The 12,124-nt window shown below is 46.0% G+C and carries 10 protein-coding genes; 6 read left to right on the top strand and 4 right to left on the bottom strand.

From position 1 onward, the window contains the following. The 3 genes from argH to PGX78_RS03260 all read left to right on the top strand — a co-directional run. Window positions 1–1,383: argininosuccinate lyase (gene argH / locus PGX78_RS03270; RefSeq protein WP_270445378.1), on the top strand; the 1,383-nt coding region annotated here is incomplete at its 5' end. 124 nt (window positions 1,384–1,507) lie between these two features. Beyond that, on the top strand, window positions 1,508–1,666 hold the full coding sequence (gene rd, locus PGX78_RS03265) for a rubredoxin (protein WP_270445377.1): 159 nt from the start codon (window positions 1,508–1,510) through the stop codon (window positions 1,664–1,666). Between the two features lie 112 nt (window positions 1,667–1,778). Then, window positions 1,779–2,813, top strand: coding sequence for an alpha-hydroxy-acid oxidizing protein (locus PGX78_RS03260; protein ID WP_270445376.1), 1,035 nt, complete (start codon window positions 1,779–1,781; stop codon window positions 2,811–2,813). Between the two features lie 65 nt (window positions 2,814–2,878). Here the strand turns inward: PGX78_RS03260 and PGX78_RS03255 are convergent, their stop codons facing one another. After that, window positions 2,879–4,336 (bottom strand): amino acid permease, encoded by a 1,458-nt coding sequence (locus PGX78_RS03255; RefSeq protein ID WP_270445375.1) that lies wholly within the window; start codon window positions 4,334–4,336, stop codon window positions 2,879–2,881. 240 nt (window positions 4,337–4,576) lie between these two features. Between PGX78_RS03255 and PGX78_RS03250 the strand changes: the two genes are divergently transcribed. From PGX78_RS03250 to PGX78_RS03240, 3 genes are read left to right on the top strand one after another with little or no spacing between them, the layout of a single operon-like run. Next, on the top strand, window positions 4,577–4,852 hold the full coding sequence (locus PGX78_RS03250) for a chorismate mutase (RefSeq protein ID WP_270445374.1): 276 nt from the start codon (window positions 4,577–4,579) through the stop codon (window positions 4,850–4,852). Further along, window positions 4,852–7,014 (top strand): SF1B family DNA helicase RecD2, encoded by a 2,163-nt coding sequence (gene recD2, locus PGX78_RS03245; protein ID WP_270445373.1) that lies wholly within the window; start codon window positions 4,852–4,854, stop codon window positions 7,012–7,014. Before PGX78_RS03250 ends, recD2 begins: the two co-directional genes overlap by 1 nt. Next, window positions 7,008–7,661 carry a ComF family protein gene (locus PGX78_RS03240; RefSeq protein ID WP_270445372.1) on the top strand — a complete coding sequence of 218 codons (654 nt, stop codon included), beginning with the start codon at window positions 7,008–7,010 and terminating at the stop codon, window positions 7,659–7,661. The genes recD2 and PGX78_RS03240 overlap by 7 nt, the downstream gene beginning before the upstream one ends. Before the next feature lie 45 nt (window positions 7,662–7,706). On the opposite strand, the gene PGX78_RS03235 is transcribed toward PGX78_RS03240, so the two are convergent. The 3 genes from PGX78_RS03235 to clpB form a co-directional block, all read right to left on the bottom strand. Next, complete coding sequence (locus PGX78_RS03235; protein ID WP_006941564.1) at window positions 7,707–8,312, bottom strand: HD-GYP domain-containing protein; 606 nt, start codon at window positions 8,310–8,312, stop codon at window positions 7,707–7,709. A 40-nt stretch (window positions 8,313–8,352) separates the two neighbouring features. Beyond that, a complete protein-coding gene (locus PGX78_RS03230; RefSeq protein WP_270445371.1) occupies window positions 8,353–8,838 on the bottom strand; it encodes an S-adenosylmethionine decarboxylase family protein in 486 nt (161 codons plus the stop codon). Between the two features lie 241 nt (window positions 8,839–9,079). Next, complete coding sequence (clpB, locus tag PGX78_RS03225) at window positions 9,080–11,659, bottom strand: ATP-dependent chaperone ClpB (RefSeq protein ID WP_270445370.1); 2,580 nt, start codon at window positions 11,657–11,659, stop codon at window positions 9,080–9,082. Window positions 11,660–12,124: the final 465 nt, after the last annotated feature.

Raw genomic sequence — 12,124 nt, 5'->3', positions numbered from 1 at the left:
GCTTTTACGGCGTCGATTCATTTTGATCGGCGTATGTATGCCGAAGATATTTGCGGCAGTATCGTACACGCTGAAATGTTGGCAAAGGAAAACATTATTACACAGACTGACAAGAAGGATATTATTGAAGGGTTAAAAAAAATATACCGCCTTATTGAAAAAGATGAATTCGAGTTTTCCGATGCGGCTGAAGATATTCATATGAGCGTTGAACAGAAATTGACGGATATGATCGGTGAAGGCGGGAAGCGTTTGCATACGGGACGATCTCGTAATGACCAGGTGGCCTTGGACACGCATTTATATGTGCGTAAGGCCGTTACCCGGACGGGGAAGCTTCTGTTGCGCCTACAGAATTCTTTGTTGGAAGCGGCGAAGCGGTATGAAGATGTTATTATGCCCGGCTATACCCATTTGCAGAGAGCGCAGCCCATTTTGTTCAGTCACCATATGATGGCTTATTTTGCCATGCTGTCCCGTGATTTTAAATATCTATCCCTGACCAGAGACTTGGCTGACATGATGCCCTTGGGTGCCGGGGCCTTAGCGGGTACGACATGGCCTTTAGATCAGGCTTATGTGGCAAAGCGACTGAAATTTACGACATTATATGAAAACAGCCTCGATGCTGTGAGCGACAGAGACTACATTATTGCTTTTTTGGAATTTGGCGCTCAAGTAATGATGCACCTAAGTCGTCTTTCTGAAGAGTACGTTCTCTGGTCATCGGCAGAATTCGCCTTCATTGAACTGGATGATTCTCATTGCACAGGGTCGTCTATTATGCCGCAAAAGAAAAATCCCGATATTTGTGAACTTGTCCGCGGTAAAACAGGGCGGTTCTACGGTCATCTCATGGCCCTCCTCACTGTTATGAAAGGTCTTCCTTTAGCTTATAATAAGGATATGCAGGAAGATAAAGAAGGATTGTTCGACGCTGTCGATAATTTACACTTCGCACTGTCTGTATATGCCGATATGATCGATAAGATGATCGTCTGCAAAGATCGCATGCGGGCTGTATTGGAAGGCGATTTTTCAGATGCGACGGATATGGCCGACTACCTTGTCCGTCAAGGACTTCCTTTCAGAGAAGCTCATGCCGTCACGGGCCATGCCGTCAGGTATTGTATTGAACACGGTAAGGTCTTAAAGGACTTAAGTCTTGATGAATTGCGGACATGGAGTCCCGTTTTTTCAGACGATGTTTACGAAGCTTTACAAATCGAGTCCTGCGTAAGAGGACGCAAAACGTATAGCGGTACGGCTCCCGAATCGGTTGCTCGACAATGTGCGGACGGTGAAAGGCTTTTAAGATCGGAAGAAGCACAAATCTCGGCTTGGGAAGATATGGATCGTCATGTATATGCCATTTTGAAATAGAAAAAATCCCTTTTTTTTACTACGAAATATGGATAACTTGTTGCAATAGAAAAAATCCATGTTATAATAGGGTTGTAGTTAATTAATAACGATAATTTATTAGTAATCACAGGAGGGAATAACAATGGATAAATACGAATGCACAGTATGCGGTTACATTTTCGACGAAGCTGAAGGCGATCCGGATAACGGCGTAGCTGCAGGCACGAAATGGGATGATGTTCCGGCTGACTGGGTATGTCCTTTGTGCGGTGCTGCAAAAGACGCATTCCAGAAAATGTAAGACTTTAAAATACCGTCACGAAAGTGACGGTATTTTTTTGCCCTTTTGCACGAGTCGGGTAGAACCTGTTATGATAGGGTTATAAATTTTTCGGGCAGGAGAGTGAGTAACTATGACATATGAAGAAATACGTGCCGCCGCTAAGGCTAAAATGAAGGGGTGTCGTGTCTGTTCTCAATGCGACGGTCGCGGTTGTATCAGTTATATACCGGGGTTCGGGGGATTGCGACGCAGTCGTTCGTTTTTGCGTAATATAGCGGCACTGAATGAATACGGGTTGATTATGAACAGTCTGAGGGGCATAGCAGAACCGTCGACGGAAACGGAGTTTTTCGGACAAAAACTGTCCATGCCCGTCATGGTAGCCCCTATCGGAGCCATTACCCTGAATTGCAAGGTAGAAGGCGAACCGGAACAAGTCGAAAAAGAGTATGACCTTGCTGTAGCGGCCGGAGCGGCTACAGCGGGAACATTAGCTTTTTGCGGAGATGGCGGAGCTCCTTATATGTATGAAGGAACCTTGGCGGCTTCAGCTGCCTGTCCCGGGCGAGTGATTCCGACGATTAAACCGCGGGAAGACGACAAGATTATTGAAAAAATTGCTCTGGGTGAAGCGGCAGGGGCTCCGGCGACAGCTTGTGATATAGATGCGGCAACATTGGTTAATATGAGGCTTCTCGGCCAACCGGTAGGACCTAAAAATGAAGCGAGTATTCGTCGTATTTGTAAGGAATCCCCCTTGCCCTTTATCGTCAAAGGAATTATGTCTGCTGAAGAGGCAAGAATTTGCGCCGATGCGGGAGCGGGTGCTATTGTTGTGAGCAACCATGGTGGACGTATTCTCGATGATATGGCCGGTACGGCCGATGTCCTACCGGAAATTGCCGCTGAAATTAAGGGGGACATACCTGTTTTTGTTGACGGCGGTATTCGTTCGGGTGAAGATGTACTCAAGATGTTGGCTCTAGGGGCCGATGCCGTCCTTATAGGCAGACCGGTAGCCGTGGCGGCCGTAGGCGGAGGCGCTGAAGGCGTAGCCCTGTATTTGGATAAAATTCGCAAAGAACTCATAGATGCTATGGTCATTACGGGAACGGCGGATGTACGCCGTGTAGATGCATCATGCCTTAAAAAAATAGTATCCTGACAAGAATAAAGCAAAGCCCCTTGCAGATTATCTTCCGGTAAACTGCAAGGGGCTTTGTGTGTAGTTTATTTTGAGTCTATATGCTCTTCACGCGTTAAGTTTACATCTTTCAAGGGGATAAGACCGGTTTTGTGCTTGAACTTATGATAGAAGAAAACGGCTAAGAATACAGGAATACCTATGTAAGCAACACTGGCGCCGTACCAGTCGATTTCAGGTCCGGTGAAGGCCGAATAATTCTGGCCCGCCGTAACGATAATACAGAGAATAAGGGCCAAAATCGGTCCGAAAGGAAATAAAGACGCCTTGTAAGGCAGGGCGGACAAGTCCTTATTTTGAGCCTTAAAAGCACGGCGGAAACGATAGTGACAAATAGCAATACCTATCCAAGTAATAAACCCGGCCATGCCGCTGATATTGACAAGCCAGTCGTAGGCCTTTCCTTCACCGATAAGAGAAGTGAGGAAGGCGGCGAGACCGAAGATAGCCGTAGCAAAGAGGGCATTGGTAGGTACGCCGCGTTTGTTGAGCTTTAAGAATATTTTCGGAGCCTGCCCCGTCTTGGCCATAGCGTAGAGCATACGCGTCGACACGTACAGGCCGGAGTTGCCTGCCGAAAGAACGGCTGTAAGAATAACGGCGTTCATGACGGAAGCAGCGGCGACGAGGCCGAAGCGTTCGAAGACAAGAGTGAAAGGACTGATGGAAATATTTTCCACATCCGTGTTTAAAAGGTTCGGATCCGTATAAGGAATAAGGAAGCCGATAACGACGAAGGCACCTAAATAGAAGAGGAGAATTCGCCAGAAAATGGAATGGACGGCTTTGGGAATATTTTTTTCAGGGTCTTCACTTTCACCGGCTGCAATGCCGATCATTTCCGTTCCCTGGAAGGAGAAGCCGGCAACCATAAAAATACCGAGCACGGCAGCACCGCCGCCTACAAAAGGAGCTTCTCCGACAGTCCAGTTCGTAAAGCCGGGTGCTTCACCGCCTACGCCGAGGATGAGTAAGGTACCGACGACGAGAAAGATAATAACCGTAATGACTTTGATGCTGGAGAAAATAAATTCGCTTTCACCGTAAGAACGGGTCGATAAATAGTTGAGGATAAAGAGGATGACCAGGAAAATACCGCTCCATACGGAAGCCGGTACATCGGGGAACCAGTATTTCATAATGAGTGCCCCCGCTACGAGTTCGGCAGCCAGTGTTATGGCCCAGTTAAACCAGTAATTCCAACCCAGTGCAAAGCCTAAGGACTTATCGACATAACGGTTGGCATATGTTTCAAAGGACCCGCTGACAGGCAGATAAGCCGCCATTTCACCGAGACTGGTCATGAGAAAGTACACCATAACGCCGATGAAGGCGTAGGCCAACAAGGCCCCGCCGGGACCGGCTGTACTGACCGTTTCCCCACCGGCAACAAAAAGACCCGTACCGATGGCACCGCCGATGGCGATCATGTTCATGTGACGAGCCTTCAGGCTTCGTCGTAACTCTTGCTTTTCTTCTGACATGTGAGAAATCACAACCTTCTGTATAAGATATAATAAATTCATAAATAATACATAATATTATAACGAAAGAGAAAGGCTCTGACAATTACTTAAAGACTGTAAATGTGTAATAAATATGTTGCATCTGAAGAAACGGCGTTGTACGCATAAATGAAAGTCCCCTGTTAACCGTGGTTTTCCCTTATAAAGTGCGGTATAATGGAAAAAATATACTGTTTTTCAACAAAAGGAATGAATGATATGAACCTTATGGACAGTCGTCAGCAGATCGATGAAATTGACAAACAAATAACGGTTTTGTTGGAAGAACGAATGAAAGTCGTGGCCGCTGTGGCAGCCTATAAGAAAGCTCACCGTATGCCCGTACTCGATGCAACCAGAGAAGCTGCCGTGCTGGATAAAGTAGCCGTCTTTACTTCGGATAAGCTGCTGGTTCCTTATATTAAGCGTATCTATCAGGCCTTAATGGATGAAAGCAAAGCCTATGAAGCCGATGAAATGAAGAGGAACGGATAATGGTTGAAGGAGAAGTAATTTCAGGGACAGTGGAACGCCTGCTTTTTGAAGCACCCGACTCGGATTACCTAGTCTTTCGCATTCGCCGGGATGACGGGGCCTTGTTGACCGTAACGGGAAACGGGTTGAAGCCCTTGCAGGGGGACCGTCTGGAGATACGAGGTCACGGAACAATCCATAAAAAATACGGAGCTCAGTTTGCCGCTTCTTCGTGGAAGCGGCTTTTGCCGGATACGGCGGAAGGTATTGAAAATTTTCTTGCCTCCGGGGCTGTCGACGGTATCGGTCCGGCTTTGGCCAAACGGCTCGTCGCCGCTTTCGGGGCGGAAACGATGAAAATCATGATGAATGAGCCCGAGCGCCTTAAGGAAGTTGAAGGAATAGGGCCGAAAAAATTGACGGCTCTTACAGAGTCTTTGCAGGCGGAAAAAGACGTTAACGAGTTGGCACTTTTATTGGAAACTCACTACATTTCAGGTCGTTATGCCAAACGCTTGTTAGCGGAATACGGTGATGAGGCGGCCTATGTGCTTGAACACGAACCTTACAGAATGATTCGTGATATTGACGGTATCGGGTTTAATACGGCCGATCGAATCGCATTGGCTTTCGGAACGGATCCGACGGGAACGGAACGGTTGTCGGCAGGCATCGAGTATGTATTACAGGAAATGACGTCGAACGGACATGTATGCCTGCCTGACGATGAATTGGTTGAAAAGGCGGCGAATGTTTTGAAAGCCGAACCCGTACATATTCGCGATGTATTAAATGAAACTTTGATAACCGGACATCTTGTAGCTGAGGATTGCAGCGGTCTGACCTATATATATACGGTTGATGCTTATGAGAGGGAGCTGCGTGTTGCCGACGATATTCGTAATCTGGCGGCTAAGACATCGTTAAAGACTCATGTCAATATAAACGAGTTTATAGATCGGTGGCAGACGGAACGGGAATTTACGCTGGCAGACAAGCAAAGAGAGGCGGTCGAGAGATCTTTGGACTCGGGACTGACCGTGATTACCGGCGGTCCCGGTACAGGTAAGACGACAGTTGTAAAGGCCATTATCGCCCTGGCTGAGCAGGAAGGACTGAATATTTTGCTGTGTGCACCTACGGGTCGAGCAGCTAAACGACTGGCCGAAACGACTCAGCGTAAAGCCAAGACTATTCATCGGCTTTTAGGACCTGCCGGATATGTAGGGGCACATCCCTTATTCGATCATAATCGAGACAATCCTCTGGAGGGCGATTTAATTATTGTTGATGAAGTTTCCATGCTCGATTTGGAATTGACAGACTGCCTTTTGGAAGCCTTGCCCGGCCATTGCCGGTGTATCCTTGTAGGCGATGCGGATCAGTTGGCTTCTGTCGGTGCCGGTGCGGTTTTGCATGATATTATTCGGTCGGAAACAGTACCTGTCGTACGTTTGGAAACTATTTTTCGGCAGCAGGAAGGCGGCCTTATTGTCACCAATGCGCACCGCATTAATCACGGTGGTATGCCGGTTGTGGACAAAGAAGGAGAATTTTGTTTTATAGAGACGAATGATGAGGACAAAAGCGCTCATCTTGTTGCCGACCTATACGAGAAAGAAGTGATGTCTACGGGCGGGGACATTTTTTCAGTTCAGGTTCTGTCACCTATGTACAGGAATGCATGCGGCGTCGATGCTCTGAATCAATTGATTCAGAAACAAGTAAATGGCGCTGATGACGCAAAGGCGGAGTTGAAAAACGGCAATATACTTTTTCGTACAGGCGATAAGGTTATGCAAAAACAGAATGATTATGAAAAGGGCGTGTTTAACGGGGATATGGGAACCGTCTTTGCGCTCGGTAATGACAACATGCATGTACGCTATCCAGAGCAGGATATACGCTATAAGGGAAATGACTTGGGAGAAATATCTCTGGCTTATGCCGTAACGGTCCATAAAAGTCAAGGGAGTGAATATGATACGGTCATTATTGTTCTCGTAAACAGTCATTCCATTATGTTGCAGCGAAACCTTTTGTACACGGCCGTTACACGTGCCAAGAAGAAGGTAATCCTTGTAGGCACAAAGGCGGCACTGCAACGAGCTGTAAGAGCTACCGATAAAAGTAAGCGGTATACCTTATTGGCTCAACGATTGAAAAGAGATGAAATATGCTGAGTCGTGGGGGGAAGTTTTTAAAAAATATTCTCTTTCCGCCTGCTTGTCCCGGCTGTGGGTGCTATGTCTCGACTGAAGCCGAGTGGTGTGAAGATTGCCGAAGAAATTTACTGCATCCCCGCTTTTTGGATGACAGCAGACGAAACAGACTGGACGGTTGCTATGCCCTATGTGATTATTCGGGGCCCGTACAACGAGCTTTAACGCACCTTAAGTATAAGAGAAAACGACAGTACGGTCGTGCTTTCTCGGATCTGCTGGGAGCCTTTCCCTTCACCCGGCGATTGGAGATGTATGATGCCGTTGTGCCTGTGCCGCTTTACCCTTTGAAGGAAAGGGAAAGAGGCTTTAACCAAAACGATATTCTCTTCCGTTCGTGGGCCCAAAGACACGGTTACATGTGGCTACCTGCGTTACAACGCATTCGGCCGACCGGTTCGCAGGTCGGCTTGGTACGTAAAGAGCGACAGAGCAATTTGAAAGCGGCCTTTGCTGTGGTTGACGGTAAGACCGTGAAGGATTGTCGCCTGTTACTGGTTGATGATGTATATACGACGGGAGCGACTTTACAGGCCTGTGCCGCCGCTTTAAAACAAAACGGTGCCGTTGAAGTGACCGGACTTGTTATAGCTTCGTCGCGCAACTGAAAACCCCTTCTTTACAAATTGTAAAGAAGGGGTTTCATTATTTGTTTATTTTCCCAATGTATCGATAAAGGCTTTTACAATTTCCGGATCGAAGAGAAGCCCCGAAGCGGAGAACAGTTCACGTACGGCCTGTTGCTTCGTCTTAGCCCAAAAATCCGCAGACGGATTAATAATTGTATCATAATAATCGGCTACGGCAATAATGCGGGCACCGAAGGGGATATTGGCACCGCGCAAGTGCTTGGGGTAACCCGAACCGTCCCAACGTTCGTGATGATGAACGATATAGGGAATAATGTCCTGACAACAAGGAATGTTTTCCAACATATTACCACCGGCTGCAGCATGACGCCGGTACAGAGCCTTTTCCGAACGATTCAGATAAGGGGCCTTGGCCAGTAAGGAATTGGAAAGACTGAGTTTTCCTATGTCATGTAACAACGAAGCGTATTTAATCAACTCGATTTCGCTTTTCGGCAAGCCGAGTTTGGCAGCCACACTGACGCTGTAGTTGGCAACCTGCAAAGAATGTCTGTACAGGCGTTGACTCTTCATTTGTAAGAATGAAACGAGATTGGCTGTAATCGCTTCCAGTGATTCTTTTTCATCAAAGCCCATGCCGGCAGATTGACTCAATGATAACATGTACATGGGGATAAGCCCTTTCTGATGCGGACAAACAAACTAACGATTATTCATTGGGAGGTCGTTTAGGGTGGCGTAAAATATTAATCATTTTGGCACTCGTGCGCTTTAAACGAGCTCCCGTATTTTTGACTCTGCGAGCTGTAGAGACTTTGGACTTACGCGTGGGACGCATATCCCTGATGGAACCGAAATCGCCACGACGGACGCTGGTTGCCTTGATGCGATCCGACTTCAAGCCGATTTTGAAGATATTCATTAACCGATTTAAATTCAAGTCCGTCGAAAAACTGTACAAGTCGACGGCGGCATATGATAAGACGGGGTAATAATGAATACAGAAGTGCGTATTACCCGATAAGGCTATGCACGTCATTTCATCAGTTGATTGAAAAAAACTGATTCCCTCAAGTTTGACACCTGCTTGGGCAAATGCTTTTTCTATGGACGGCCGCAACTCTTCCGGTTCGGAAATTACGAGTCGGCAGTTGTAAAAATCAATAAGTAAATGCTTACCTAAAGTATTAGTCATTCCGTTCACCTGTCTATGTATTTGCAGTTCATTATAATATTTTTTTGACCCCTTGTAAACGCGAACGAATGTACCCCCGGAGGTATATCTTGAGAAAGAGAAGAGGGGAAAAAGATACAATATTGTGACAAAGCCGAAAAGAAGGGGATAAAAGAAATAAAAGGACTCTTCTCGTTTTGAGAAGAGTCCTTTTATATAAATATAGAATAAAGGTAGCCCGCTTGTTCGGAATAGGAAAGGCTTATCCCTTGACAGGATTGAAAGTAAAGTCCGTACCGTCGAAATCGATGCGTACAGTTTGGCCTTCACCGATACGACCGCTGATAATATCACGGCTTAAGGCCGTTTCTACGGTATGCGTGATGAGGCGGCGCAAGGGACGAGCACCGAACTGAGGTTCATACCCTTTATCGGACAGTTCTTCCAAAGCCCGATCGGTCCACGTTAAGGTAATGTTCATTTGCTTTTGCAAACGGTTGCTGAGGTGTTCCAACAAAATACGGGCAATATCGAATACCTGTTCTTTTTTCAGCGCTTTAAAGACGACAATGTCGTCAATACGGTTTAGAAATTCAGGGCGGAAATAGGATTTTAAGATATCCTTAACCGATTTTTCCGCTGTTTCGAAGTCGGCTGCTTCAAGAATTTCATGAGAACCTAAATTACTGGTCATGATGATAACCGTATTTTTAAAATTCACTACGCGACCCTTGCCGTCCGTCAGACGACCGTCGTCGAGGATTTGCAGGAGAACGTTGAAAATATCGGGGTGGGCTTTTTCGATTTCATCTAATAAGATGACCGAATAGGGATGGCGGCGAACTGCTTCCGTCAACTGACCGCCTTCGTCGTATCCGACATATCCCGGGGGAGCCCCGATAAGTCTTGACACGGTGTGTTTTTCCATATATTCGCTCATGTCGATACGTACGATATTGCGATCGTCGTCAAAGAGCGATTCGGCCAAGGCTTTGGCCAGTTCTGTTTTACCTACGCCTGTAGGGCCGAGGAAGATGAATGAACCGATGGGGCGATTCGGATCTTTAATGCCTGCACGAGCACGCATAATAGCATCACTTACGACGCGAACCGCTTCGTCTTGGCCGACGACTCTCTGATGGAGTGTATCGTCCAAATGAAGGAGTTTTTCACGTTCACCCGTCATCATCTTTGTAACGGGAATACCCGTCCAACGGCTGACAACCTGTGCAATGTCTTCTTCACCGACTTCTTCTTTCAATAAGTGACTGTCTTTTTCTTTCGAAAGCAAGTCTTCCTGTTCGGCTAACTGACGTTCCAATTCAGGTAACTTTCCGTATTTTAATTCGGAAGCCTTTGTTAAATCATAATCCCGTTCGGCTTTTTCCATTTGATGGCGTACGTCATCCAGTTCTTTTTTCAAGGCCTGAGTACGTAAAATTGCCTGTTTTTCCTTGTCCCAACGAGCTTTAAGTTCTTCTTCTTCCGCAACCAGTTCCTTCTTCGTGTCGACAATTTTAGCCAACCGTTCTTTAGAAGCGTCATCCGTTTCTTTATTTAATGATTGTTCTTCAATTTCCAGCTGCATGATTTTATGACGAATTTCATCGAGCGGTGCGGGCATGGATTCAATTTCCGTGCGAAGCTTTGCAGCGGCTTCATCGACGAGATCAATAGCCTTATCGGGAAGGAAACGGTCGGAAATATAGCGATCCGAAAGAACGGCGGCGGCGACCATGGCATTATCACGAATGCGGACACCGTGATGGACTTCATAGCGTTCTTTCAAGCCGCGAAGAATGGTAATTGTATCTTCTACAGAAGGCTGGTCTACCATAACCGGTTGGAAGCGGCGTTCCAAGGCGGCATCTTTTTCAATATATTTCTGATATTCATTCAAGGTCGTAGCCCCGATGCAACGGAGTTCGCCGCGAGCCAGCATAGGCTTCAACAGATTTCCCGCATCCATGGAACCTTCTGAAGCACCGGCACCGACGACCGTATGAATTTCATCGATAAACAGGAGAATCTGACCGTCCGATTTAACGATTTCGTTGAGGACGGCTTTAAGTCTTTCTTCAAATTCACCGCGATATTTGGCTCCGGCAATGAGAGAGCCCATATCGAGAGAGTAGAGGGTCTTATGTTTCAGAGATTCCGGAACATCACCGGCAACGATACGACCGGCCAAGCCTTCGACAATAGCCGTTTTACCGACACCGGGTTCACCGATGAGGACCGGATTGTTCTTCGTACGACGCGAAAGTATTTCGATGGTACGACGAATTTCTTCGTCTCTACCGATGACGGGGTCGAGCTTTCCTTTACGGGCGGCAGCCGTCAAATCGCGGCCGTACTTTTCTAACGATTTATAATTATCTTCAGGATTATCGGATGAAACGGACTGCTTTCTGTTTGCCTTAATGGAAGAGAGAATCTTATCGGCATTTAATCCGAATTGACGGCAAACTTCCTGCATAGTTTCATCACTGTCTTCGGCAACGGCTAAAAGCAAATGCTCCGTGCTGACGTAATCGTCGTGCATAGCTTCGGCACGCTGTTGAGCCTTGCCGATGATACGTACCATTTCTGTCGACATGGACAGGTTACTTGAACCTTGAACGGACGGAATCTTTTTAAGCATCTGTTCCAACTTGGCTCTTAAAAGCGGCAAATCAGTTTTACAATCGCTGAAAATAGAGGCTAAGAGACCTTCCGGATCTTTGGTTAGACCGATCATCAGATGAACGGATGTAATTTCTTGATTATAGTGAAGAGCCGCCGTCTGTTGAGCGTCTTGGAAAGCGGCCATTACCTTTTGTGTGTATTTTTCATTTCCCATAGTATAAACCTCCTTAGCGGTCAAGAGATAGGAACGATTCATTCATTTAAACTTCTTTATGTTCTCGACTACAACTATGATTATACACCTAAAAGTCAAAAAGTCAAATATCGGAAAGAAAAAATAAAAGTGATTTTATCTTGTCTTTTGAGATGATAGTAAATAGAAAGAAAACTATCATTTAAAAAAGAAGGATAAATAATTGCAAATAGATCTTTCTAAGAAAAAAATAGAGTAAATAGCTGAAATATCCCCAAAATGCTGTAAAAAAACTGTTAGAAAATAAGGGGTGAAAAATGAAAGGAAGGAGAGAGAAACTATCAAATAAAAGAAGTAAAAATAAAAGAAATATAACAGAATATACAGAAAACTTCAGGCAACACAAATGACATCAAGATAAAAACGGGCTTTCTTGACTCACTATAAGTTACTGTCATTACAAAATATTAATGGTATGGTGATTAA

The organism is Megasphaera sp. AF13-6AC (assembly GCF_027685385.1).
GTDB classification, from domain to species: domain Bacteria; phylum Bacillota; class Negativicutes; order Veillonellales; family Megasphaeraceae; genus Megasphaera; species Megasphaera micronuciformis.
The sequence above is the reverse complement of the archived record's forward strand: the minus strand, read 5'-3'. Positions and strand labels throughout refer to the sequence as shown.

Bases quoted from the DNA above. Each gene is read 5' to 3' on its own strand.
- rd (WP_270445377.1), top strand. From the start codon at position 1,508: ATGGATAAATACGAATGCACAGTATGCGGTTACATTTTCGACGAAGCT.
- PGX78_RS03240 (WP_270445372.1), top strand. From the start codon at position 7,008: ATGCTGAGTCGTGGGGGGAAGTTTTTAAAAAATATTCTCTTTCCGCCT.
- recD2 (WP_270445373.1), top strand. From the start codon at position 4,852: ATGGTTGAAGGAGAAGTAATTTCAGGGACAGTGGAACGCCTGCTTTTT.
- PGX78_RS03255 (WP_270445375.1), bottom strand. From the start codon at position 4,336: ATGTCAGAAGAAAAGCAAGAGTTACGACGAAGCCTGAAGGCTCGTCAC.
- PGX78_RS03260 (WP_270445376.1), top strand. From the start codon at position 1,779: ATGACATATGAAGAAATACGTGCCGCCGCTAAGGCTAAAATGAAGGGG.
- PGX78_RS03230 (WP_270445371.1), bottom strand. From the start codon at position 8,838: ATGACTAATACTTTAGGTAAGCATTTACTTATTGATTTTTACAACTGC.
- PGX78_RS03235 (WP_006941564.1), bottom strand. From the start codon at position 8,312: ATGTACATGTTATCATTGAGTCAATCTGCCGGCATGGGCTTTGATGAA.
- clpB (WP_270445370.1), bottom strand. From the start codon at position 11,659: ATGGGAAATGAAAAATACACACAAAAGGTAATGGCCGCTTTCCAAGAC.
- PGX78_RS03250 (WP_270445374.1), top strand. From the start codon at position 4,577: ATGAACCTTATGGACAGTCGTCAGCAGATCGATGAAATTGACAAACAA.